Below are 24431 nucleotides of genomic sequence, written 5' to 3' on the forward strand. Positions count from 1 at the left end.
GCGCCATGTCCGTACTGTGACAACGGCTGCGCCCTCGCAGGCACAATGCCTCAGCCCATGTGTTTTCAGGAGCCGTTTGCCTCATGCCGCATCAAGCCTCTCCACAGTCTTATCGCTTCGCGCTCAAGCATTTCTATTCGCTCGCCAAACCCTATCTGGTGTCGGAAGAAAAGAAAAAGGGCTGGGGCCTGCTGCTGCTGGTGCTGGCGATGAATCTGGCGCTGGTGTGGGTGAATGTGAAGCTCACGCAGTGGAACGGCGAGTTTTTCAACGCCCTGCAAGCGAAGAATTTCGCCGCCTTCAAGCAGTTGCTGCTGATCTTCACCGGCTACGCCTTTCTCTACATCGCCCTGGCGGTGTATTCGCAGTATTTTTTGCAGATGCTGCAGATCAACTGGCGGCGCTGGATGACCGAGGTGTTTCTCAAGGACTGGCTCTCCGGCGGCACGCATTACCGTATGTCGCTGCGGCAGGGCAACACCGACAACCCCGATCAGCGCATCGCCGACGACATTGGCGGGTTCATCAACGGCAGCCTGAATCTGTTTTTCGGCTTCGTCTCCTCGCTGGTCACGCTGTTCTCCTTTCTGGTCATGCTGTGGATGCTGTCGGGCGCGGTCACGCTGCTGGGCGTCACCATCCCCGGCTATATGGTGTGGGTGGCGATTCTGTATGCCGGGGTGGGCAGCGTGCTGGCGCACTGGGTGGGCAGGCCGCTGATCCGGCTCAACTTCTACCAGCAGCGCTACGAGGCGGATTTCCGCTTCGGCCTGGCGCGCACGCGCGAGCATGACGAAGGCATCGCGCTGTACAACGGCGAGCAGCGCGAACTCGCCGGGCACCGCGACCGTTTCTCCAATGTGTGGAGCAACTGGTGGGGCATCATGAGGCGGCAGAAGCTGTTCACCTGGTACAGCGCGTTCTACGGCCAACTGGCCATCATCTTCCCCATTCTGGTGGCCGCACCGCGCTATTTCGCCGGGCAGATTCAACTGGGTGGGCTGACGCAGACGGCGCAGGCCTTCGGCCAGGTGCAGGGGGCGCTGTCGTGGTTCATCGGCGCGTACACCAGCATCGCCGACTGGCGCGCCACGGTCGAGCGTTTGCAGACTTTTGTCGAGGCCATGAACGAAGCCAGGCAACACCCGCCCAGCCCGACGCCGCCAGTTCCCGCAGGTCCAGGCATCGACTCGGCGGGCGTGGTGCCGCTGCGCAGCGCGCGCGAGTCGGTGGCGCTGGGCGATCTGCTGCTGCTGACACCCGATGGGCGGCCGCTGCTGCAATGCGCGGGCGAACACATCAGCCGCGGCCAGCACACCCTGTTCACCGGGCCGTCGGGCAGCGGCAAGAGCACGCTGGTGCGCTGGCTGGCGGGCATCTGGCCGTATGCGCTCAATACGGCGCATGCGCATGCACCCTCGGGCCGCACCCTGTTCCTGCCGCAAAAACCGTATCTGCCGCTGGGCACGCTCAAGCAGGCGCTGACCTATCCGCAAAACCCGGACGACTTCGGCGCCGCGCGGATCAGCGAGGCGCTGCAGCTTGCGCGCGTGCCCTATCTGGAGGCCGCGCTGGAGCAGACCGACACCTGGATGCAGCGGCTCTCCCCCGGCGAGCAGCAGCGTCTGGCGGTGGCCCGCGCGCTGCTCATCGCCCCGGACTGGCTGTTCATGGACGAGGCCACCAGCGCGCTCGATGCGCCGACCGAGCGCGCCATGTACGCGCTTTTGCAGCAGCGCTTGCCCGACACTACGCTGGTGAGCGTGGCGCACCGCGTGGGGGTGATCGAGTTCCATCGGCAGATCTATGCGGTCGAGGCCGATCCTGCCGGTCTAGGCCCGGCGCGCATGGCAAGACGCGACGCCGAGAGTGCGCGCCAGGCCGCGCTGGGCGACGAGGCGGCGTCGGGCTCGCCGGCCTTTGCATCGTGATGAGACGATGATGCTGCTCTCTGACGATCTGAGCGCCGCCGGGTTCGACCAGCCCTTCGAACTGCTGCGCGGCTGCCATGCCCGCATCACCCGCATGGACGCCCTGCTGTTGCGGCTGATCGATCACGTCAGGCAGCAAGGCGCGGACGCGCAGGCGCAGCAGGCGGCCGACAAAGTGTTGCGCTACTTCGAGGTGGCGGCGCCGCTGCACCATGAGGACGAGGAATTGCACGTGTTTCCCGTGCTGCGCGCTGAGGCGTCGGGGCCGAAGTGGGAAGGAAATGACGCGGTATTGGAGAAGTTGGAGAGCGATCACCGCGCGCTGGCCGGGCTCTGGGCCGAACTGCGCGTCTGGCTGCTGCAGGTCAAAGCCGCGCAGGCGCTGCCCGCACAGGCGTCCGTCACCGAGGCGGCGCAACGCTTCGACGCCCTGCACGCCGCGCATATCGACATCGAAAACACGCAGATCTTTCCCGCGGCTCAAGCGCGCATGAGCGCCGCGCAAATCTCGGCCATGGGCCAGGACATGGCGGCCCGCCGTGGGGTGCGCTGGCCCTTGGAATAGGCCATCAATCGGGCCATCGAACCCGTGCGAAAAATGGCCGCACCGCTGGGAACGGCGCCCAGCCCCATCCGGGGTCGGCCGAACAGCCGTGTGAATCAGGCTTTGACCGACTTCACCCACCAGTCATGCAGATTACAGGTGCTGGTCACTGTGACTGCACCTTGATAGCCCTCGGGCAGCGTGTGTTCGGATACGGGCTTGTCTTTCCAGTTGAACGTCTTGCGGCCGAGGAATTTGCCGCCCTCGAGCACGACCGTGTGGCTGACGATGTAGTGCGCTTCGCTCATCGGATGCGGCGTGGTGACGGTCATCTTGCTGCCCTCTATTTTCACCAGCGGCACATGGAGCTGTACGACCTCTTTCCAATGGCCGGGGTCGTCTTCGGTGAACACCACATTGGTCCACTCTTCGCCCGGCGCGGCCTGCGCCATCGAGGGCAGGGTCAGCGCGGCGGCGGCGCCGACCAGCGTGGTCGAAACAAAGGTTCTGCGTTGCATGGCGTACTCCAACAGGGAACGAATAGCCTAGGAGCCTGTCGGACTTGAGGATCGTCGGCTGCAAAACGGCCTCGCCGGTCCATTTTTCACCGTTTTGTGGGCCTCTGGCCCATCCCTCGCTGCGCTCGGGACCGCCACTTCGTGGCGTCCTGCGCCCTGCGGGCTGGTCTTGGGCAATAGTTCGACTATTGCCCGGCGAAATCGGCAAAAACTGTCCTCGCCGGGGCCGTTTTTCGCTATCGACGCCCCAAGTCCGACAGGCTCCTAGAAAATAAACCGCTGGCAAGCGTGCCACGTAACCCGTCGTAACAACCCTGTTCTGTCCAAGGCGATTGTGCAGTCCGCTCAATCCAGGCCCCGCACCACGTCCAGCGCCTCGTCGATGCGCGAGACCGGGTGCAGCGCCAGGCCTTCGAACTGTCTGCTGGCCCCCTTGGGGGCATTGGCGGCGGGGATGATGGCGGCGGAAAATCCCAGCTTGGCGGCTTCGCGCAGGCGCTCCTGCCCGCGCGGGGCAGGGCGGATTTCGCCGGCCAGACCCACTTCGCCAAATGCCAGCAGGCCGCGCGGCAGCGGGCGGTTGCGCAAGGAGCTTTGGATGGCCAGCAGCACGGCCAGGTCGGCCGCGGGCTCGGTGATGCGCACGCCGCCCACGGCGTTGACGAACACGTCCTGATCGCCGCTGGCCACGCCCGCATGGCGGTGCAGCACGGCCAGCAGCATGGCCAGCCGGGCCGCGTCCAGGCCCACCGACAGGCGACGGGGACTCGGGGCGGCGGCGCTGTCCACCAGCGCCTGCACTTCCACCAGCAGCGGGCGGGTGCCCTCCAGCGTGGCGAGCACGCAGGCGCCGGGCACCGGCTCGGCATGGGTGGAGAGGAAAATGGCCGAAGGGTTGGATACGCCCTTGAGTCCGTGCTCGGTCATGGCGAACACGCCCAGTTCATTCACCGCGCCGAAGCGGTTCTTGATGGCGCGGATCAGCCGAAAGCGCGACTGGGTGTCGCCCTCGAAATAGAGCACGGTATCGACCATGTGCTCGAGCACTCGCGGGCCGGCAAGCGCCCCCTCCTTGGTCACGTGGCCGACGAGCACCAGGGTGAATCCCCCCGCCTTGGCGGCGCGGGTGAGCTGCGCCGCGCATTCGCGCACCTGCGACACCGACCCGGGCGCCGACGACAGGGCTTCGGTGTAAACGGTCTGGATGGAGTCGATCACGGCGATGGCGTAGGGCGGGGCGCCTGGAACCGCCTCCCCAGCCCGGCCCGTTACCCTCACCCCAACCCTCTCCCGGGGGGAGAGGGGGGCGATCCGCGTCTTCGCATCCCCTCCCCCGCTTGGGGGTTGGGTGGGGGGATGCCCGCCTTGGGGCGGCCCGGTTGCCAGTTCGTCGAGCATGACTTCCAACTGCGTTTCGGCCATGAGCCGCACCGGGGCGTCTTTCAGGCCGAGGCGCTGGGCACGCAGCGCGACCTGCGCGGCGGACTCCTCGCCGCTGATATAGAGCACCGGCAGCTCCGCCGACAGATGGGCCAGCACCTGCAGCAGCAGGGTGGACTTGCCGATGCCCGGATCGCCGCCGAGCAGCAACACGCCGCCGGGCACGAGGCCGCCGCCGAGCACGCGGTCGAGTTCGTCGATGCCGCTGCTGCGGTGCGCGTGGCGCTCGGCCTGCACCTCGGTGAGCAGCACCGGGCCGCTGGCCGCAGTGAGACCGCCGCGCCCGGCGAACTGCGCTGCCGCGGCGCCGTGACGTGCGCCGGGGCGGGCGGCATCGACGCTGCGCTCGACGGTCTCGACCAGGGTGTTCCAAGCCTGACAGTGCGGGCATTGGCCCTGCCACTTGGCGGACTTGCCGCCGCATTCGGAGCAGACGTAGACGGTTTGGGGTTTGGCCATGTTCACTCTACCCGGACGGGCACGCGCGCGGCCAGGGCGCACATCAGCTCGTAGCCGAGTGTGCCCGCCGCAGCCGCGACTTCGTCGATCGAGAGTTCGGCCTGCGCGTCCTGTCCCCACAGCAGCACGGGGCTGCCGATCATGGGCTGGCCGCCTGCGGCGAAAACGGGTTCGAGATCGACGGTGATCATGTCCATCGACACGCGGCCGACCAACTGCGTGCGAACCCCGTCGACCACGATGGGCGTGCCGTTCGGAGCGACGCGCGGATAGCCGTCGGCGTAGCCGCAGGCGACCACGCCGATGCGCATGGGCCGCGATGCGGTGAAGCGCCCGCCGTAGCCCACCGATTCGCCCGCGGCGATGTGCTGGATGTCGATCAGCTCGCTGCGCAGACTCATCGCCGCCTGCAGCCCCCAGTGTGCCGCATCGGGCGCGAGGCCCGTGGGCGAGCTGCCGTAGAGCGCGATACCGGGGCGCACCCAGTCGGCGGCCACGCGCGGGTCGGCACCGTGCATCAGCACCGCAGCGGAATTGGCCAGGGTGCGCTCACCCGGCAGATCGCCCACGCCGCGGGCGAAGCGCGCCAGGGCTGGGTTCACGCCGCCCGCTTCGTCGGCGCAGGCGAAGTGCGTCATATGGGTGATTTCGCCGACCTGCGGCAGCGCATTCAGCCGCGCCCAGGCGGAGGCATAGGCCTCGGGCGCGAAGCCCACGCGGTTCATGCCCGTATTCATCTTGAGGAACACGCGGTGCGTGCGGCTGCCGCGGTGCACCGCCAGCCAGTCGATCTGTTCGCGGCAATGCACCACATGCCAGAGGTTGAGGCGCTCGCACAGCGCGAGGTCCTCCGGGGCGAAACAGCCTTCGAGCAGCAGAATGGGGCCGACCCAGCCCAGCGCGCGCACCTTCTCGGCCTCGGCCAGATCGAGCAGGGCGAAGCCGTCGGCGGTGCGCAGCGCGCCATAGGCGCGGTCGATGCCGTGGCCATAGGCGTTGGCCTTGACCACGGCCCAGACCTTGCTGCGGGGCGTGGCCCGGCGGATGCGGGCGAGGTTGCGGGAGAGCGCGGCCGTGTGGATCACGGCGGAAATCGGGCGGGGCATGGCGGCTCGTGTGGAGGAGTTTGACGCCCATTGTCGCAAATGACTCCGTGGCCCCTGTGCTATAAACCGCCGCAGCCTGCGGGCCGGCGCCGAAGCAGCCCGCCGCGCCGCCGCGTGCCAGTACGCCTCATTCATCGTAGAATTGACTTCGGTTTGAAACCCCGCCCTTCAGGGCGGTGGCAGCCGCAGACCTCGGCCTGAAGGCCGAGGTTTCGGTGACCGTTTTGGGAGGGGATGCAAACCCCTTCCAAAACACATTGGACCGACAGGCCTGAAGGCCTGTCGCTAATTTCTTGCTCGCTCCTTCCGACCTTGTTTGCGCCCCACGACATGACACAGCCCCCCGCATCGCGGGCAGCCAAGCGATGAAAAAAGGCTTTTACTGGATCATGGCGGCGCAGTTTTTTTCTTCGCTGGCCGACAACGCGCTGCTCATCGCCGCCATCGCCCTGCTGGTGCAGATGCAGTCGCCCGACTGGATGACGCCGCTGCTCAAGTTCTTTTTCACCATTTCTTATGTGGTGCTCGCGCCCTTCGTGGGCGCGTTTGCCGACGCCATCCTGAAATGGAAGGTGATGTTCATCACCAATCTGGTGAAGGTGGCGGGGCTGGTGCTGATGTTGTTGACGGTGCATCCGCTGCTGGCGTATGGCGTGGTCGGCCTGGGGGCGGCGGCCTATTCGCCCGCCAAGTACGGCATCCTCACCGAGCTGCTGCCGCCGCAGCAACTGGTCGCGGCCAATGGCTGGATCGAGGGCACGACGGTCGGCTCGATCATTCTCGGCACGGTGCTGGGGGGCTTTCTGGTCAGCCAGGCGGCCTCGAATTTTCTGCTGGGGCTGCCCGGGCTGACGACTGCCGGCATCGACACCACGCCCGAGGCGGCGATTCTGATCATCATCCTGGTGTATCTGGCGGCGGCTCTGTGCAATCTGCGCATACCCGACACCGGCGCGCGTTACGACAAGCAGAAAGCCCGGCTGTTCGCGCTGCTGGTGGATTTTGCGCATTGCACCCGGGTGCTGTGGACCGACAGGCTGGGGCAGATCTCGATGGCGGTCACCACCCTGTTCTGGGGCGCGGGGGCGACGCTGCAGTTCATCGTGCTCAAGTGGGCGGAACACGCGCTGGGGCTCGATCTCACCCAGGCTGCCGTGATGCAGGCGGCCGTGGCGCTGGGCGTGGCCGCCGGGGCGATCGGCGCCGCGGTGCGCGTGCCGCTGAAAAAAAGCCTGAGCGTGCTGCCGCTGGGCGTGGGCATGGGGCTGACCACGGTGGCGCTGGCATTTTTCAACCGCGATCTGCTGCCCGACGTGCATCTGCATTTCTGGGCCTTGCAACTGCCGCTCTACATGGTCATCGCCTATGGCTTCATGGTGTTCATGGGCATGTTGGCGGGCTATTTCGTCGTGCCGATGAATGCGCTGCTGCAACACCGCGGCTATGTGCTGCTGTCGGCCGGGCATTCCATCGCGGTGCAGAACTTCAACGAGAACGTCAGCGTGCTGCTCATGCTGCTGTTCTATGCCCTGCTGATCCGGCTGAATCTGCCGGTGCCGTGGGTGATCGCGCTGTTCGGCCTGTTCGTTGCCGTCAGCATGTTCCTGGTCATTCTCTGGCACCGCCGCAACCAGCGCGAGCGCGACTGGACGCAGTTGATCGGCGAGCCGCGCCACGGCGGCGCCGCGCACTGATGCGTTAGAGCGATGGACGCCTTGCGCCTCGGCCCCATCGTCCTGCCCTGGGCGCCGCTGCTGCTGGTGCTGGGCTATGCCGTGGCGGTGTGGGTGGCCGGGGCAGCGCGGAAGGCCGGGCGCGGCAATGCCGAGCCCGCGCTGCTGCCGCTGCTCATTTTTGCGCTGGCCGTGGCGCGCGCCGTGTTCGTGGCGCGGCACCGTGCAGACTATGCCAGCGTGCTGACGATGATCGACATCCGCGACCGCGGCTTCGACTCCTGGGCGGGCTGGGCCGCGGCGGCGGCCGGGGTGGGGTTGTGGGCCTGGCGGCGCCCGGCGCTGCGGCTGAGCCTGCCGTTGAGCGCCAGCGCCGGAGCCGCCATCGTGCTGGCCGGCATGGGCGCTCTGGCGCTGTTGCAGCCCGCGCGCCCGCCTTTGCCCGATCTGACGCTGCAAACGCTGCAGGGCCGTCCGGTGGCTCTGGCCAGCCTGCGCGGTCGGCCGCTGGTGGTCAATCTCTGGGCCACCTGGTGCCCGCCTTGCCGCCGCGAGTTGCCCTTGCTGATCCGGGCGGCGCAGCAGCAGACCGGGGCGCGCATCGTGCTGGTCAACGAGGGCGAGACCGCGCAGCGCGTGGCGGCGTATCTGCAACGTGAACGGCTGGGCGATCCCGGCGTGCTGCTCGATCCGGGCAGCCGCCTGCTGGCGGCGTATCAGTCTCCCGGCCTGCCGACCACGCTGTTCATCGCCGCCGACGGCCGGGTGCAGCGCGTGCACATCGGTGAACTCTCGGCTGCGACTCTGCAGCAGGGCATCGCGGCACTGAACAAGTCAAGCGGAGACTGACACTGCGGGCGGCTCTCTCCCTTCCAACCTCCCTCGCAAGCGGGGGAGGCGCTGTGGTTTTGCTCCCTCCCCACTTGTGGTGAGGGCTGGGATGGGGATAGGGCTCGAGGGTCGTGGGCTGCCAGCCATCAGGTGCGGGCGTTCAGCGCCTGGCGTCGCGCGCTGCGCAGCAACTGGCGCGCCGATTCGTCGGCGAGCCGGCTGCCGTGCTGCGCCATCCACTCTTGCGCCATGCGCCCCAGGCGGGTGATGGGCTGGCGCAGATCGACCGGGCAGCGGAAGTCTCGCACCCAGTGGGCCACATCGGCTGCGGGCATGGGCCGTGCCAGCGCATAGCCCTGACCGGCATCGGCGCCCAGCAGGGTGGCGGCCTCGACCAGATCGGGCGTTTCCAGCCCTTCGACCACCACCCACAGCCCCAGGCTTTGCGCCAGTTGCACCAGCGCGCCGATGAAGCCGATGGCCTGTTCGGGATCGCGCCCGGCTTCGCGCACCAGACCCTGATCGATCTTGACGGTGTGGAAGGGCAGGGTGCGCAGGCGCAGCAGGCTGGAATAGCCGCTGCCCAGATCGTCCATCACCAGCTGCACCCCGGTGGCGGCCAGGTCGCGCACCGCATCGTCGCGTCGCTGCGGGTCGTCGAACTCGGCGCTTTCCAGCATTTCGAGCGACAGGCGCTCGGCGGCGACACCGGCCTGGCGCAGCGCCGATTCGACGCGGTGGCGGCAGCTTTCCTGCAGCAGCACGTCGAGCGGCAGGTTCAGGCTCAGGTTCAATCGCAGGTCCGCCGTATCCCAGCGCGCCAGATGCGCCAGGGTTTGCTGCAGCCCGCCGTAAAACAGTCTTGAGAGTTCGGCGTGGCCGAACCAGGGCAGGAACTGCCCCGGCATGGCGAGGCTGCCGTCATCCATGCGCAGACGCGCCAGCGCCTCGACGGCATAGGGCTGGCCGGTCTGCAGATCGACCACCGGCTGCAGGTGCATCTCCAGGCCGTGGTCGAACAGGCTGCTGCGCCAGCGCTGGCGCAGCGCTACCGGCACGGGCTGCTGCCGCGTGGGCGCATGCAGGCGTTGCCAGGCGCGGTTCAGGGTCTGGCCGAGGTTGTCGAGAAAACTGCGCGCCGCGCTGCGCTCGAACATGGCCGGGTAGCCGCCGTACAGATTGAGCACGACCACCACGCGGCCATTGCGATCGGTCAGAGGAACCGACGCGACGCTGCGGATGCCGGCCTCGAGCGCCGCCTCGCGCCAGGGCACGCCTGCCGGGTCGAGGCCGAAATTCGCCACGGTGCAGATCTGCTCGGTCTGCCAGGCGCGCGCCGTGGGGCCGATGCTCTCGGCGCGGGCGCTCTGCAGTTTGGGCGTTTTCAGGCTGCCGTAGTGCTTGCGCATCGCGCGGGCGTAGGGCGCGAAGCCGGAGGAGATCTCGATGACGAATTCGCCGTTGGCGTCGGGCGCGCCGATGAAGGCCGCCCGCATGCCGGGCAGCGCGGCGAGCCGGTCGAGCGCCTGCTGCATGAACTCGCTCCAGGCCGCACCGTCCAGAGCGGCGTTTTCCAGATCGATGACGCATTGCTGGAAGCGCTCGCGCAGCGCCTGCGCCGCTTCGATCTCGGCCTGCAGTTCCAGGCGCAGGCGCGCGCTCAGCAGATACGTCAGACGGCGGCGGTCATGCGCACGCAGGGGGAATTCCTGACTCAGGTCGGTCAGCGTTTGCAGGTATTGCCCGGTGGCCTGCACCAGCAGCCGGGCGGGGACGCCGACCAGCGCGTGGATTGCGCCGATGCGGTTGGCTTTTTCCAGGTGCTCGGCCTCGCTCAGTCGGGGATCGAGCAGGCGTTGGAAATGCTCGGCCTGCCGCGACTTGAGGTGGGCGAATTCGTCCCCGGTGAGGTGGTCGAGCAGCGAGCGCGCCTGCGTATCGTGCCTCAGTTGCGCATAGAAGGCATCGGTGAAATCTTCCGCCGCAGTCTGGGCGTGGGCGGCGATCTGGCGCAGCAGCGCTTGGGCCTGCGGGCCGTAAGGGGACATGGCGGCGGTGTCGAAGTCGTCGTCGGCCTCGGTCTCCTGCCCCCAGCGCAGCCACCAGCGCGCGCGGGTGCGCTTGAGACGCTTGACACGGAGCAGCGCGGCGTCGGCATGGCGCAGCAGGGTGTCGGGGTCGAGCCCGTCGGCCGGATACAGCGCCAGCCCCAGGCTCAGTCCCAGATCGGCGCTGCTGCCGTCGGCCAGCGGCACGGCCAGCGGCAGCAGCGCGTCCAGCGCCTGCAGCCAGCGTTCCAGATCCGCCGGGTCGGACAGGCCGCACAGCACCAGCACGAACTCATCGCCGCCGGTGCGCACCAGCAGATCGTCGCCGCCGAGCGCATCGCCGAGCTGCGCGGCGACGTTCCTGAGCGCGTCGTCGCCCGCGGCATGGCCGAGTTGGTCGTTGAGGGCCTTGAAGTCGTCCAGATCGAGCAGGCCCACGGCCACCGCTTCGCCGCGCTGCTGCGCCTGCGCCAGCCGCTGCGGCAGCCATTCGTCGAGCGCGTAGCGGTTGGGCAGGCCGGTGAGCGCGTCGTGCCGCGCCTGCCATTGCAGCCGCTCCTGCGCGGCGCGGCGCTCGCGCTGCAACTGTTCCATGCGCAACAGGGTGCCGACCAGCGAGGCGACGAATTCGAGCAGTCTGAGCGCCTCGGCGTCGGGCGCGCCGGGCGCCGGGCCGGTGAGGGCGAAGCTGCCGATCACCTGCTCGCCATCGCGCACCGGCCACGACCAGCACGAGCGCAGCTTCCATTGCTCGGCCACCGCGCGCAGATCGTCCCAGCGCGGGTCTGCGGCAATGTCTTCGACGAAAGTCGGCGCGTCGAGCAGCACCGCATTGCCGCATGAGCCAGCGTGCGGCCCGGGCTTGAGTCCGTCAAGGGCGCTCGACAGTTCCGGCGCAGCGCTGGGGATGGCCAGCGGATGCAGCGTCCCGTCTTCGCCCAGCCGCAGAATGCTGGCGATGCGCCCCGGTGCGACTTGCTCGGTCAGGCGGCACAGCAGGGCCGCCAGCTCGGCGATGGGGCGGCCTTCGGCCAGTCCCTGCAGCATTTTGCCTGGCAGGTCGAGCAGCCAGAGTGGCGAGGCCTGATCTTGCATGGTGGTGAATTTGGGGTGGGGCGGCAATGTCCCGCCGATTGGGATAGGCGCAACTTTACGATGACGCCGCCCGATGCGGGCGTGAATAAGGCATGAATGGGGCTGAATGGGGTGCGGAAAATCCGCGGTGGCGGGCGCAGGGCGCGCACCCCGAACGCATCGCGCGGCGGCCAGGCCCGCTATTCTGCGCACCTTGATCTGCGCAGGTCGGCGTTTGGCAAGAGCAGAACCTGTCGATCCGACCCCGCGGCCTCTCGATTTTCCATGCCTGTATCCCGAATGAAATTGACCGCCATCGGCGGCCTGATGCTCAATGCCTTCGTCTGGGGCGTCTCGTGGTGGCCGTTCCGCCATCTCAACGGCCTGGGCCTGAACCCGCTGTGGGCGACCGCGGCGATGTACGCGGTGAGCACTCTCCTCATCGTGGCGGCGCGGCCGTCGGCGCTGGAGGCGCTGTGGCGAAATCCGCCGCTGTGGGGCATTCTCATCGCCTCGGGGGCGACGAACGCGGCGTTCAACTGGGGCGTGACCGAGGGCGACGTGGTGCGGGTGGTGCTGCTGTTCTACCTCATGCCCATCTGGGCCGCGCTGCTGGCGCGCTGGTTGCTGCACGAGAGGCTGACGCGGCGGGTCGGCCTGCGTCTGGCGCTGGCCCTGGCCGGGGCGATGGCGGTGTTGTGGCCGAAAGAGGGCGGCCTGCCGCTGCCGCAACATCCGGCGGACTGGCTGGGGGTGATCGGCGGCGTGTTTTTCGCGCTCAACAATGTGCTGCTGCGCAAATACGGGCACACGCCGCCGGAGGCGCGCGGGCTGGCGATGTTCGCCGGCGGGACGATCGTGGCGGGTGGGGTGGCCGCGCTGCTGACGGCCAGCGGGGGCATCCCGCCGATGCCCGCGCCGGCACCGGGGTGGATGGCGGGCGTGGTGCTGATGGCGCTGGCTTTTCTGCTCGCCAATCTGGGGCTGCAGTACGGCGCCGAGCGGCTGCCTTCCTCCTTGACGGCGGTGGTGATGACGGTGGAAATCGTGTTCGCCAGCGGCAGCGCCATGCTACTCGGCGCCGAACATCCGAGCGCGCAGGTGTTATCGGGGGGAGGGCTGATCCTGCTGGCGATCCTGCTGGCCGCCCGTCCTGCCGGGAAGCACGCCGGATCGTAGCCGGCGCGGCGCGGGCGTCAGTGACGGAAGCCGCCGCTGGCGGTGATGCTGGTGGTGTCCACGTAATCCGAGCCGGAGTGGTTGTCGGGCGAGAAGCGCACGATGAAGCCGCCGAGGTTGTCGTTGCCCATGCCGTTGAGCGCGTCGATCAGGCTGGCGCGGGTGAGCGTCTTGCCCGCCTTGTGCAGCGCCTGCACCAGCACCCTGGCGTCGATATAGCCTTCCAGACTGGTGAAGTCGTAATCGTCCCTGTGCCCTGCGGCGGTCATCGCGGCCTGGTACTCGCGCACCAGCGGGGTCACGGTGGAGAAGGGGAAGGGCACGACCTGGGTGATGATGACGCCGTTGCCCTGCGGGCCGAGCGCCCTGGCCAGCGCCTCGGAGCCGACGAAGCTCACGTTGGCGAACTGGCCGCCGTAGCCCTGGGCGATGGCCTGCCGATTGAACGCGGCGACTTCGGTATAGGTGCCCACTTCGACGATGAGGTCGGGCTTGGCCGGCAGGATGGAGGCGAGCGCCGCGGCAACGTCCACGGTGTTGCGCTTGACCGTGCCGGTGGCCACGGGCTTGAGGCCATGCGCGGCCAGGGCTTTTTGCACGCCCGTCAGGCCCGCCATGCCGTAGGCGTCGTCCTGGTAGAACACGGCGATCTTTTTCAGGCCGAGAAACAGGAACTGATCGACGATCTTGCGGGTTTCGTCGTCGTAGCTGGCGCGGATGTTGAAGATGTACGGATCGACCGGGTTGCGCAGGCCCATGGCGCCGGTGAACGGGCCGATGAGGGGGATGCCGGCCTGATCGATCAGCGGCTTGGCCGCCAGGGTGGTGGGCGTGCCGACGTAGCCCAGCAGCGCGAACACCTCGCCGCCGTCGATGAAGGTCCTGGTATTGGCGACGGTGCGCGGCGGCTCGTAGCCGTCGTCGAGGCTGACCAGCTTGAGGCTGCGCCCGGCCACGCCGCCGTCGGCATTGACCTGCCTGAAATACGCTTCGATGCCCATGCGCAGGCGGATGCCCAGCTGCGCCGCCGGCCCGGTGAGCGGAGCCGACTGGCCGATGACGATTTGCGAGTCGGTCACGCCCGGCGTGGCCGCAAACGCGGGGGCCACCAGACTCAGGCACACAAGCAGGGTTGCGAGAAATTTCATCGTGGTCTCGAAAAAGAAAAGGCAAGCTCGGCAAACGCCTGTCGTCGCGGCCGGTTGCAGCCTGGACGGCGGGAAGATCGGACATCAGGGGATGGTGCGGCTGACGCACGGCAGGTCTGTGCAATCCAGCGCCCGCTTTGTGCAGGCAGGGCCCCCCGACCCTGCGTTTGAATCAGAACTTTTGCATTGTCCACAACAAGGCGGAAGCTGACAACCGAGGGAGAGGCGGAAATCCAACGGCGTTCAGGGCTTGCCGTGCAGCGCCTCGTCGAGCAGTTCCACCCAATGCTGCACCGGAATGGTGGTGCCGGTCTGCAGGTGCCCGATGCAGCCGATATTGCTGCTGACGATGCGCTGCGGCGCGGTTTCGGCCAGATGTTGCAGCTTGCGGTTGCGCAGCGCTTTCGACAGCTCGGGCTGCAGCACCGAGTAAGTGCCGGCCGAGCCGCAGCACAGATGGCTTTCCAGCGGCAGCTTGACCGTAAAGCCCAATTCGCGCAGCAGGGCCTCGGCCTCGCCGCGCACCTGTTGCGCGTGCTGCAGGGTGCAGGGCGGGTGGTAGGCGAGGTGGTCCACAGGCCTGTTCTTCAGCAAGGTTTTGAGTGATGCGGCGAACTGCGGCAGGTACTCGCTGATGTCCTGGCACAGCGCGCTGATGCGCTGGGCACGCTCGGCGTAGGCGGGGTCGTGCAGCAGGTGGTGGCCGTACTCCTTGACCATCGCGCCGCAGCCCGAGGCGTCCATCACGATGGCCTCGATCGCGCCGCTTTGCACCAGCGGCCACCAGGCATCGACATTGCGCTTCATGTCGGCCAGCGCGCCGTCGTGGTCATTCAAATGTTGGCGGATGGCGCCGCAGCAGCCTGCGCCATCGGCCAGCAGCGGCTGCACGCCCACGGCGTCGAGCACGCGGGCGGTGGCCGCGCCGATATTGGGCATCAGCGCGGGTTGCACGCAACCGTCCAGCATCAGCACCTTGCGGGCGTGGTCGCGCTGCGGGCGCTTGCCCGAACGCTGCCGCGGCGGCACCTTGTCGCGCAGCGCGGCGGGCACCAGCGGGCGCAGCACTTGGCCGAGTTTGAGGGCCGGGGCGAACAGGCTGGAGGTCAGGCCTTCGCGCAGTGCCCAGCGGGCGAGTTTTTCGCTCGTGGGGCGTTCCACCCTGGCATCGACCACGGCGCGGCCGATGTCCACCAGGCGGCCGTATTCCACCCCGGACGGGCAGGTGGTTTCGCAGTTGCGGCAGGTGAGGCAGCGGTCGAGATGGAGCTGGGTGTTGCGCGTGGGCGCGGCGCCTTCGAGCACCTGTTTGATCTGGTAGATGCGGCCGCGCGGGCCGTCGAGCTCGTCGCCCAGCAATTGATACGTGGGGCAGGTGGCGGTGCAAAAGCCGCAGTGCACGCAGTTGCGCAGAATGACTTCGGCCTGCCGGCCCTCGGGCGTGCTGGCGAATTCGGGGCTGAGATGGGTTTCCATCGCGTTCAGAAAAGAGTGGGGAACACGCCGTGCGGATCGAAGGCGGCCTTGATGTTGCGCTGGATGCGCAGCAGCGTGGCCTGCGCCGCGGCCAACACCGGCGCGCCGGCATCGCCGCCGCGAAAGCGCGTGGCATGGCCGCCAGCCTGCCGCGCGGCCTCGAGAATGATGGGCGCGGGCGCGGCGCTGATGAGCCAGCGCAGGCCGCCGAACCATTCGACCAACTGCGTGCCGGAAAGATCGAGCGCGGGCGCGGTGGAGGGCAGCGACAGCCGCCACAGCGCGGCCTGCGAATCGCCCGGCCAGGTGGGGGCGAACCAGGGCAGGGTCTGCTCGCGCAGACCCGTCCAGAACGCGCTGGCTTCGATCTCGGCCAGGCGTTCGCCGCCCAGCCGGGCCTGCGCGGCCTGCACCGCCGCCTGTGCGCCGCGCAGCCGCACCGTCAGCATGCCCTTGCCCGCGCCGCCGCTGCGATCGGGCAGCCAGGCGCTGGCGTTGAGCGGCAGGGGTTGCGCGGCCCAGGTGTTGCAGCGGGTGATGGCTTGGTCCTGCGTCATGGAAAAACGCAGGGTGGCCTCCGCCGGGGGCAGGGGCATGATTTTGAGCGACACATCGAGAATGACCCCGAGCGAGCCGAGCGAACCGCACAGCAGCCGCGACACATCGAACCCGGCGACGTTTTTCATCACCTCGCCGCCGAAGTGCAGCGACTCGCCCTTGCCATTGAGCAGACTCGCGCCCAGCACATAGTCGCGCACCCCGCCTGCGCTGATGCGCGCCGGGCCGCTCATCGCGCTGGCGACCATGCCGCCCAGCGTGGCCCGGCCGCTGCGGGCGAAATGCGGCGGCTCGAAGGGCAGGTATTGACGATGCTCGGCCAGCGCCGCTTCGATGTCTGTCAGCGGCGTGCCCGCGCGTGCGGTGATGACCAGCTCGGTCGGCTCGAAGTGGGTGATGCCGGCCAGCAGCGTGGTGTCGAGGGTGTGCTCGGCGGCGTCCACCCCGCTGTGCTGCGCGGCGGCCCACCACGGCGCCTTGCTGCCGCCGCCGTGAATGCGAATGCGCTCGCCGCGCGAGGCGGCTTCGCGCACCAGGTCTTGCCAGAGGGGGATCAGTTCGTCTGCTTGCATGTACGGGACGCTGCGGCGCAACGCCACAGCCAAGATCGGAATGACACTCGGTCAAAACCGCGGCAGGTTGGGAAAGGGCAGCAGCCCGCCGCGCACATGCATCTTGCCGTACTCGGCGCAGCGGGCGTGGGTGGGAATCTGCTTGCCGGGGTTGAGCGTCTCGCCCGGATCGAAGGCACGGCGCAAGGCGAAGAACTGCTCGCGCTCCTCGGGGCTGAACTGCACGCACATGGCGTTGATTTTCTCGAAGCCCACGCCGTGCTCGCCGGTGATGGTGCCGCCCATGGCCACGCTGGTTTCCAGAATCTCGGCGCCAAACGCTTCGGCGCGGTGCAGCTCGCCCGGCTGGTTGGCGTCGAACAGGATGAGCGGGTGCAGATTGCCATCGCCCGCATGGAACACGTTGACGCAGCGCAGCCCGTACTTGGCCTCCATGCCCTGAATGGCTTCGAGCATGTCGGCTACGCGCCTGCGCGGAATGGTGCCGTCCATGCAGTAATAGTCGGGCGAAATGCGGCCGGTGGCGGGAAAGGCGTTCTTGCGTCCGCTCCAGAAGCGCAGGCGCTCGGCCTCGCTGTCGCTGCACTTCAGCGCGGTTGCGCCGCAGCGCGACAGTACCTCGGTCATGCGGCCGATCTCTTCTTCCACCTCTTCGGGCGTGCCGTCGCTCTCGCACAGCAGAATGGCGCGGGCATCGAGGTCGTAGCCCGCGTGCACGAACGATTCGGCCGCCACGGTCATGGGCTGATCCATCATTTCCAGCCCGGCCGGAATGATGCCCGCTGCGATGATGGCCGCCACCGCGTCGCCCGCCTTGCGCAGATCGTCGAAGCTGGCCATGATGCAGCGCGCCAGCACCGGCTTGGGCAGCAGCTTGACCGTCACTTCGGTGACGACCATGAGCATGCCTTCGCTGCCGATCACCGCGGCCAGCAGATCGGGGCCGGGACAGTCGCAGGCCAGCCCGCCGAGGGTCAGCGGCTGGCCCTCCACCGTGTAGCCGCGCACCTGCAGCACGTTGTGCACGGTGAGGCCGTATTTGAGGCAATGCACGCCGCCTGAGTTTTCGGCGATGTTGCCGCCGATGGTGCAGGCGATCTGGCTGCTCGGATCGGGCGCGTAGAACAGGCCGTGCGGCGCCGCGGCCTCCGAAATCGCCAGATTGCGCACCCCGCATTCCACCGTGGCGGTGCGGGCGATGGGGTCGATGCGCTTGATGCGGTTGAACCGCGCCAGCGCCAGCAGCACCCCGTCTTCGTTGGGCAGCGCGCCCCCCGACAGGCCGGTGCCCGCGCCCCGCGCCACCACCGGCACGTTCAGCCTGTGACACGCCTTGAGCACCGCCGCGACCTGCGCCTCGGTTTCCGGCAGCACCACGACCAGCGGCTTGCGCCGATAGGCCGAAAGGCCGTCGCACTCGTAGGGCGTGACCTCTTCGGGCTGCCACAGCAGGATGTGCGGCGGCGCCACCGCGCCGAGCGCGGCAACGACTTCGGCCTGCCGTGCCGCGCGCGCGGCCAGGTCGGGTTGGAGGGGGGCGTTCATCGCGAGTCGTCTGGAATAAAGAATGGTGCGCAGGGCTTTCAAACCCTGTTCTTGGGTGGCAAATTATCCCGTTTGCTGCGCTGCAGCGGGGCAGGAGTAACCCGACTTTTTGCGTTTTGTCGAAGGCAAAGCTGTGTTGCGCAAAAGTCAGGGCGAAGGGCGGGCTTCAGCCTCGCTTCAGGAACTCGGAGCGTCAGGAAAGAACGAAGCAAGCGCGCTGCCCGACGGCGAAAAGTCGTGCGGCGCGGTGTAGTTGTTTCAATCAAGGAGTTCAACGATGCGTATGCAACCCAAAACCCTGATTGCGGCATTGGCGCTGGCGCTTCCCGCCGCAGCGTTTGCCGCGCAGCCGCTGGCCGTGCGCTTCGACGGGCGCGACATGCCCATGCACGAAACCGTCGAGGTCGTTCATACCGCAGCAGGCCCGATGCAGGTCAAAACCTGGACCTGGCAGAGCCCGCAAGGTCATGCCAGCGTGGTGATCCAGCAAAGCCAGGGCGGCGCGATGCCGGCCTGGGCCGTGCAGCAGATGCAGGCCCTGCAGGCGCAGTTCGCGCAGGCACAGCAAATCATGGCGCGGATGAACGCGCAGATGCAGTCGGCGTTCGGGCCGCTGTACACCGTGCCGGTGCTGCTGCCGCAGGCGCCCTGCATCGTGCAGCAAGTCACGCCTGTGCGGGTGAGGGTCGCGCCGGCGCGGACCATCGAGGCGCACCAGCAAACCCCTCGGCCTTCGACGCCTGCCATTCCCCCCGCGCCGCGACTGCAGGTGTGAGCGAGCAAAGCGGGGTCTGGCTGTGAAGCCTGGATGGGAGCGCCATTGGGCGATCTGACCCCGCTCCCATCGTTCTCGACACAGAGGGCATCCTGTTGAGCCCGTGTGCCACGAGGCGGGGTAGGGCCTGATCATGGCCTGTTCGCGCTATTTTCGACGCGCAATCTGATGTCCGTTTTCGGCCAGACGGCAGTGCGCCGGGAGATTAAAGTGGGCGCATGTTTCTCGATGCCGACAACTGTTACCGCGCGCTGCTCACCCGCGACCGCCGCTTCGATGGCTGGTTTTACGTCGGCGTGTCGTCCACTGGAATCTATTGCCGTCCGGTGTGCGCCGTGCGCACGCCGCTCAAACGCAACTGCAGCTTCTATCCCAGCGCGGCGGCGGCGGAGCAGGCGGGTTATCGGCCCTGCCTGCGCTGCCGCCCCGAGTTGGCGCCGGGTCACGGCGTGCTCGATCTCTCCGGCCAGCTCGCCCGCGCCGCGGCCGAGCTGATCGATCAGGGGTTGACCGATCCCGCCGGATTGAGCGCCGTGGCTCGGCGCGTGGGTGTCACGCCACGGCACCTGCGACGCATCTTCGAGGCGGAATTCGGCGTCTCGCCCGTGGCGTATGCGCAGACGCAGCGGCTGTTGCTGGCCAAGGGCCTGCTGACCGACACAGCGCTGCCCATGACCGCGGTGGCTGGCGCGGCGGGCTTTGGCAGCGTGCGGCGATTCAACCATCTGTTTCGCACCCGCTATGGCCTGACGCCCCAGCAATTGCGGCGGACGGGCGGTGGCGGCGGACGGGACGATCTGATCTCCGTGTCGCTCGCCTACCGGCCGCCCTATGCCTGGAGCCAGATCATCGACTTTCTGGCGCGTCGCGCGGTGGACGGTGTGGAGCGCGTCACCGCCGACCGCTACAGCCGCGCCGTCGCGTTCACCAGCGAGCCGGGCGCGACGCCGGTCACGGGCTGGATCACGGTGACCCACGAGCCTGAGCGCCACAGCCTGCGCCTGACCCTGCCGCCGCGGCTGTCGCCGCACATCGGCCGCATTCTGGCGGGCGTGAGGCGGCTGTTCGATCTCGGTGCGCGTCCCGATCTGATCGATGCCCATCTGCCCGAATTTGCCGCCGAAGTGCCCGGCCTGCGCGTGCCCGGCGCACTCGATGGCTTCGAGATCGCCTTGCGCGCCGTGGTCGGCCAGCAGATCGGGCTGACGCAGGCGCGCAGCATTCTGGCACGCCTGGCGCAGCGCCACGGCGCCTCCGTGCCCGATGCGCCCGAGGGTCTGTGCCGCACCTTGCCCGACGCGCCCACGCTCGCCGCCAGCACGCCCGAGGCGTTGCGCGCCTGCGGACTGACCGGTGCGCGCGCCCTCGGCCTGCGCGCGCTGGCCGACGCCGTGGCCAGCGGGCGCGTGGCGCTGCAGCCGCTCGCTCCGGTCGAGTCCACGCTGGCGGCGCTGCAGGCCCTGCCCGGCATCGGCGACTGGACGGCGCAGGTCATTGCGCTGCGCGGTCTGGGCTGGCCGAATGCCTTTCCCGCCGGCGACCGGGTGTTGTGCAAACAACTCGGCCTGGCCCGACCGGCCGATGTGCTGGCGCATGCCGAGCGCTGGGCACCGTGGCGGGGCTATGCCGCGGTGCATCTGTGGCGTCGCGCCATTGAAAAAGGAGATGAACTGTGAAAGCCGTCCTGGTCATGGACAGCCCGCTGGGGGCGCTGCAGCTCACCGCAGAAGACGATGCGCTGGTCGCGCTGCGCTTCCTCGACGCGGCATCGCCTCCAGCGGTGACCGACACCGCCACGCCTGCGCTGCAGCGCGCCCGCGCGCAACTGCAGGCCTATTTCCGCGGCGAACAAATCGCCTTCAACCTGCCCTTGCGGCCCCAGGGCACGCCGTTCCAGCAGGCGGTCTGGCGGGCGCTGCAGAGCGTGCCTTATGGACAGACCCTCAGCTATTTGATGCTGGCGCAACGCCTGGGACTGCCCGCCGGCCATGCGCGCGCCGTGGGGGCGGCAGTGGGGCGCAATCCGCTGCTCATCGTCGTGCCCTGTCACCGCATCGTCGGGCATGACGGCGCGCTGACCGGCTACGCCGCCGGCCTGCCGCGCAAGAAGGCGCTGCTCGACCTCGAACGCGTCCGCCGCTGACTGACACGGCTCTCCATCACAGACTGAGCCTGGCAGTCTCGCGCTGGCGAGCGGACAGTGGAAGCGACTGGCGGGGTTGTGGGCGTAGAACGAGTCCGCAGCTTGGCCGACATTGCGTTGTGGCCGTCGCTGTGAAATACTGAACATAAAAACAGTATTCGAGCGTGCCCCCATCGGCACGACGTGCCATGACGCTGCGTTGCCTGCTGGTCGATTTCAACTCCTACTTCGCCTCGGTGGAGCAGCAGCTCCGCCCCGAGCTGCGCGGGCGGCCCGTCGGCGTGGTGCCGATGATGGCCGACACCACCTGCTGCATCGCTGCCAGCTACGAGGCCAAGGCCTTCGGCGTGAAAACCGGCACGCAGGTAGCGCAGGCGCGCAGGCTCTGCCCGGGCATCGTGTTCGTGGTGGCGCGGCATGCCGAGTATGTGCAGATCCATCATCGCGCCGTGGCGGTGGTGGACACCATCGCGCCGGTGGAGCAGGTGCTGTCCATCGACGAAATGGCCTGCAGCCTGCCCATGGGCTGGACCAGCCGCGAGCGCGCCACGCAACTGGCGCTGCGCATCAAGGCGGCGCTGCGCGAGGCGCTGGGCGATTTTCTGCGGGTGTCGGTGGGCATCGCGCCCAATGTGTTTCTCGCCAAGCAGGCGTCCAATCTGCAAAAGCCCGACGGCCTGGTGGTGATCGATGCGGGCGATCTGCCCGGCCCGCTGCTGCGCATGCAGCTCACCGATCTCACCGGCATCAACGTGCGCATGCTCGCGCGGCTGCAGGCGCAGGGCATCGACAGCGTGGAGCAGCTCTGGCGGGCGCGGCGCGAGCAATTGCGCGTGGTGTGGGGCGGCATCGCGGGCGAGGCGTTTTACGACCGGCTGCACGGGCTGGCAACGGGCGTGCAAGCTGCGAATCCGCGGCGCTCGCTCGGCCATTCGCATGTGCTGCCGCCCGAGATGCGCAGCGCCGAGGGCGCGCTGTCCGTGCTCGACCGCCTCACGCAAAAGGCCGCGATGCGCCTGCGCCGCGAACACCTGCTGGCGGGTGCCATGACCGTGATGCTCAAGCTCACCCGCCGGCACGGCGAGCGCCTGCGCCCCGAGCGCGGCGCCCGCTTCGCGCCGACTGCCGACACCCGCGTGCTGCTGCATACCCTGCGCGGGCTGTGGCCCGACATGGTGCCTGCGGGCTGGGCACCCATGAAAGTCGCCATGCTGCTGCATGACCTGCGCCAGCCCGGGCAGACCAGCGCCAGCCTGTTTGCCGACGACGCCCCCGGCACCGAGGCCGAGCAGGCCGCGCTGTGGAGCACGGTCGATGCCCTCAACGTGCGCTACGGCCGCCACACCATCTATTGCGGCAGCGGCCACCAGGGACGGGAGGAAGCCCCCATGCGCATCGCGTTCAACCACATCCCCGATCTGGAAACGGAAGGGTGAGCGCCGCCACCTGGCTGTAGCTTGACAAGCATTCGGCCGTTTGTACGATGTAGAAACATGAAAGGATATCCATCATGGATCTGCAAGTTGCGAAATGGGGCAACAGTCTTGCGCTGCGCATCCCTTGCGAAATCGTGCGTCGGCTTGGTTTGCGCGAGGGGGCGACCGTGCAGGCCCAGCTCACCGTTGACGGTGGCCTTTCCATTCGTCCGTCGGCGTGGAATCGCAAAGCCTTCGCGCACGAACTTGCCGAGGCCGCCGACGCGATGCCCATGAGCGAATCGGTCATGGAACAAGCCCGCAGCCAGGCGCGGTATTGACATGGTGTATGTCGATACCAGTGTGCTCGTGCCCTTGTTTCTCCACGAGGCGCACAGCGCAGCGGCCATCGCCTGGTACGCACGCGAGAAAGGCGAACTCGTCGCAGCGGCCTGGTGCGTGACCGAATTCGCCAGCGTAGTTGTCATCAAGCTGCGAACCGGCGCCATCGATGCGCAGCAGGCGCAGAACGCCTGGATGCGCTTCGAGCGCATGACGGCCGCCGACCTTCGATTGCTTCCCGTCGAACCCGCCCATTTCCACCGCGCGGCCGAGCTGATGCTCGATGCCGCAAGTGCGCTGCGCACCGGTGATGCGCTGCATCTGGCCTGTGCCGAAGCAGCAGGCGCCAAGCACATGGCCGTCCTGGACGAGATCTTGGCCCGCAATGCGCAGCGCATGAAGATCAAACCGATCATGCTGCCAAGCCGCCCTGAATGAAATAAACCGATAGGCTTCCGCATCCATGCTAGACCTGACCTTGAGCACGCCACGCTGAGCACACCACCAAGCGCCGGGCGGAGCCAGCGCCCATCTACCTGGCCCGGTTCAGTTCTTGGGCGGGGGACTGATCGCGGTCGCGCTCTGGCTGGTGCTTTCGCAGCCCACGCCCGCTCCGGCTGCAGCCCCGATTCCTCGCCCAGATTAAAGCTTCTTCTTATTGGAGCGACTTGGCGCTCCCTTTTACCTTTTAGCCACAGCATCTATTCCCGGAGCGCCATTGCGCCCGCCATCCATGCACAAAGCGGCTGGCCTCGGGCGATTCTTGACCCGGCGTTCTCGCTGACGCCTCTGGCGCTGCTTGCTGCTGTTGTCTTGGTTGGTCATGGCCAGCGTCGGATGTCAGAGCGATGTTGACGGTAGCGCTTGGCTGCTTCCGAGCGTCGAGGGCCCCGGAGGGGCTGGCCACTGACGATTCAGTGGTAGTCCTCTTCGCGCTGATGACGCACCGCCAGTACCGCGACTGTCGAAGGACTGACGATCTCGTACAGCGCGACGTACCCGGTGCCTCCAAACGGGATGATCAGCTCGCGCTGGGCGGGACTCTGGGCTGCCTTGCGAAAGCTGTAGGGGGTGAGTGCAAGTTGCCGCTGCATCACTGCCCTGATCGCATCGATCGCCGCTTGTGCGCGGTCGAGATCTTCGGGGGTCTGCGCCCGCTCGAGCAGGTAATCGAAGAGACGTTCCAGGTCCGTTTCGGCTGTCGGCGTCAACCGAACATCAAAGTTCATCGACCGAGCTTCGTCCGCTTCGCATCGAGCTTGCCTTGCAGCCGCTCGAGGACTGCCTCGACCGGCGCCGCGGCGCCAGAGCGGTGGTATTCCTCCGAAGCAGCCTGAGCTCGCTCATGGAAGGCGTTTTGAACGCGCCTGAACGCGATTGCACTTCGCACTGTCGCTTCAACGAAGTCGGTCAGCGTCTCGCCTTGTTTGAGCACGGACTCGAGTTCGGCCCGGAGCTCGGGCTCAACACGGATCTGGGGGATAACGGCGGACTTCATATTCGCAATGTATTGCGTTTGCGTTGCGAGTGCAAGACTGAGTCTTTTCCAACATGGTATGAGTCTGAACTTGGGGGTCCATCTGGGGTCAGGTCTAGCTTCGTAGCATTACCGCGCCGCTGGCAAAGGCCCGATGGCGGGGATGTCGGCGGTACC

The 24431-nt window shown here is 67.8% G+C and carries 21 protein-coding genes; 11 read left to right on the top strand and 10 right to left on the bottom strand.

Going from position 1 to position 24431, the window contains the following annotated elements; all coding sequences use genetic code 11:
* Positions 1-83 precede the first annotated feature (83 nt).
* Positions 84-1931, top strand: a complete 1848-nt coding sequence (locus RBR52_RS03070) for an ABC transporter ATP-binding protein/permease (RefSeq protein ID WP_320375715.1) — start codon at positions 84-86, stop codon at positions 1929-1931.
* A gap of 7 nt (positions 1932-1938) precedes the next feature.
* Entirely contained in the window at positions 1939-2496 is a 558-nt protein-coding gene (locus RBR52_RS03075) for a hemerythrin domain-containing protein (RefSeq protein ID WP_320375716.1), read from the top strand.
* Positions 2497-2591: 95 nt separating this feature from the next.
* On the opposite strand, the gene RBR52_RS03080 is transcribed toward RBR52_RS03075, so the two are convergent.
* The 3 genes from RBR52_RS03080 to alr all read right to left on the bottom strand — a co-directional run bounded on the left by RBR52_RS03080 (position 2592) and on the right by alr (position 5998).
* Entirely contained in the window at positions 2592-2993 is a 402-nt protein-coding gene (locus tag RBR52_RS03080) for a desulfoferrodoxin family protein (protein ID WP_320375717.1), read from the bottom strand.
* 345 nt (positions 2994-3338) lie between these two features.
* Positions 3339-4892 carry a DNA repair protein RadA gene (gene radA / locus RBR52_RS03085; protein ID WP_320375718.1) on the bottom strand — a complete coding sequence of 518 codons (1554 nt, stop codon included), beginning with the start codon at positions 4890-4892 and terminating at the stop codon, positions 3339-3341.
* Positions 4893-4894: 2 nt separating this feature from the next.
* Entirely contained in the window at positions 4895-5998 is a 1104-nt protein-coding gene (alr, locus tag RBR52_RS03090) for an alanine racemase (protein WP_320375719.1), read from the bottom strand.
* Positions 5999-6363: 365 nt separating this feature from the next.
* Between alr and lplT the strand changes: the two genes are divergently transcribed.
* A complete protein-coding gene (gene lplT / locus RBR52_RS03095; RefSeq protein WP_320375720.1) occupies positions 6364-7692 on the top strand; it encodes a lysophospholipid transporter LplT in 1329 nt (442 codons plus the stop codon).
* A gap of 12 nt (positions 7693-7704) precedes the next feature.
* Positions 7705-8520 carry a TlpA disulfide reductase family protein gene (locus tag RBR52_RS03100; protein ID WP_320375721.1) on the top strand — a complete coding sequence of 272 codons (816 nt, stop codon included), beginning with the start codon at positions 7705-7707 and terminating at the stop codon, positions 8518-8520.
* 128 nt (positions 8521-8648) lie between these two features.
* Here RBR52_RS03100 and RBR52_RS03105 read toward each other — a convergent pair whose 3' ends face one another.
* Complete coding sequence (locus tag RBR52_RS03105; RefSeq protein ID WP_320375722.1) at positions 8649-11645, bottom strand: EAL domain-containing protein; 2997 nt, start codon at positions 11643-11645, stop codon at positions 8649-8651.
* A gap of 279 nt (positions 11646-11924) precedes the next feature.
* On the opposite strand from RBR52_RS03105, the gene RBR52_RS03110 reads away from it, so the two are divergent.
* The gene (locus RBR52_RS03110) at positions 11925-12803 is read left to right on the top strand and encodes a DMT family transporter (RefSeq protein ID WP_413818286.1); all 879 of its coding nucleotides are present in this window, start codon (positions 11925-11927) and stop codon (positions 12801-12803) included.
* 17 nt (positions 12804-12820) lie between these two features.
* On the opposite strand, the gene RBR52_RS03115 is transcribed toward RBR52_RS03110, so the two are convergent.
* The 4 genes from RBR52_RS03115 to RBR52_RS03130 all read right to left on the bottom strand — a co-directional run bounded on the left by RBR52_RS03115 (position 12821) and on the right by RBR52_RS03130 (position 18102).
* Complete coding sequence (locus RBR52_RS03115) at positions 12821-13951, bottom strand: ABC transporter substrate-binding protein (protein ID WP_320375724.1); 1131 nt, start codon at positions 13949-13951, stop codon at positions 12821-12823.
* A gap of 243 nt (positions 13952-14194) precedes the next feature.
* Positions 14195-15427: a glycolate oxidase subunit GlcF gene (gene glcF, locus RBR52_RS03120; RefSeq protein ID WP_320375725.1), complete on the bottom strand. Its 1233-nt coding sequence runs from the start codon at positions 15425-15427 to the stop codon at positions 14195-14197.
* Positions 15428-15432: 5 nt separating this feature from the next.
* Complete coding sequence (gene glcE / locus RBR52_RS03125) at positions 15433-16557, bottom strand: glycolate oxidase subunit GlcE (protein WP_320375726.1); 1125 nt, start codon at positions 16555-16557, stop codon at positions 15433-15435.
* A gap of 51 nt (positions 16558-16608) precedes the next feature.
* The gene (locus RBR52_RS03130; RefSeq protein WP_320375727.1) at positions 16609-18102 is read right to left on the bottom strand and encodes an FAD-linked oxidase C-terminal domain-containing protein; all 1494 of its coding nucleotides are present in this window, start codon (positions 18100-18102) and stop codon (positions 16609-16611) included.
* Positions 18103-18379: 277 nt separating this feature from the next.
* Here RBR52_RS03130 and RBR52_RS03135 point away from each other — a divergent pair, with 277 nt between their 5' ends.
* The 6 genes from RBR52_RS03135 (at position 18380) to RBR52_RS03160 (ending at position 23215) form a co-directional block, all read left to right on the top strand.
* Entirely contained in the window at positions 18380-18877 is a 498-nt protein-coding gene (locus RBR52_RS03135; RefSeq protein WP_320375728.1) for a hypothetical protein, read from the top strand.
* A 218-nt stretch (positions 18878-19095) separates the two neighbouring features.
* Positions 19096-20553 carry an AlkA N-terminal domain-containing protein gene (locus RBR52_RS03140; RefSeq protein WP_320375729.1) on the top strand — a complete coding sequence of 486 codons (1458 nt, stop codon included), beginning with the start codon at positions 19096-19098 and terminating at the stop codon, positions 20551-20553.
* Positions 20550-21020: a methylated-DNA--[protein]-cysteine S-methyltransferase gene (locus RBR52_RS03145; protein ID WP_320375730.1), complete on the top strand. Its 471-nt coding sequence runs from the start codon at positions 20550-20552 to the stop codon at positions 21018-21020. The genes RBR52_RS03140 and RBR52_RS03145 overlap by 4 nt, the downstream gene beginning before the upstream one ends.
* Positions 21021-21208: 188 nt before the next feature.
* The gene (locus RBR52_RS03150) at positions 21209-22456 is read left to right on the top strand and encodes a DNA-directed DNA polymerase (RefSeq protein ID WP_320375731.1); all 1248 of its coding nucleotides are present in this window, start codon (positions 21209-21211) and stop codon (positions 22454-22456) included.
* 74 nt (positions 22457-22530) lie between these two features.
* The gene (locus RBR52_RS03155; RefSeq protein WP_320375732.1) at positions 22531-22776 is read left to right on the top strand and encodes an AbrB/MazE/SpoVT family DNA-binding domain-containing protein; all 246 of its coding nucleotides are present in this window, start codon (positions 22531-22533) and stop codon (positions 22774-22776) included.
* Between the two features lies 1 nt (position 22777).
* Positions 22778-23215 (top strand): type II toxin-antitoxin system VapC family toxin, encoded by a 438-nt coding sequence (locus tag RBR52_RS03160; RefSeq protein WP_320375733.1) that lies wholly within the window; start codon positions 22778-22780, stop codon positions 23213-23215.
* 476 nt (positions 23216-23691) lie between these two features.
* On the opposite strand, the gene RBR52_RS03165 is transcribed toward RBR52_RS03160, so the two are convergent.
* Together RBR52_RS03165 and RBR52_RS03170 are read right to left on the bottom strand one after the other, a co-directional pair.
* Complete coding sequence (locus RBR52_RS03165) at positions 23692-24006, bottom strand: type II toxin-antitoxin system RelE/ParE family toxin (RefSeq protein WP_320375735.1); 315 nt, start codon at positions 24004-24006, stop codon at positions 23692-23694.
* Positions 24003-24275 (bottom strand): YlcI/YnfO family protein, encoded by a 273-nt coding sequence (locus RBR52_RS03170; RefSeq protein ID WP_320375736.1) that lies wholly within the window; start codon positions 24273-24275, stop codon positions 24003-24005. Before RBR52_RS03170 ends, RBR52_RS03165 begins: the two co-directional genes overlap by 4 nt.
* Between the last annotated feature and the right edge of the window lie 156 nt (positions 24276-24431).

Origin of the sequence: Thiomonas sp. (assembly GCF_034007205.1) — a bacterium.
In the GTDB taxonomy this organism is placed as follows: domain Bacteria; phylum Pseudomonadota; class Gammaproteobacteria; order Burkholderiales; family Burkholderiaceae_C; genus Thiomonas.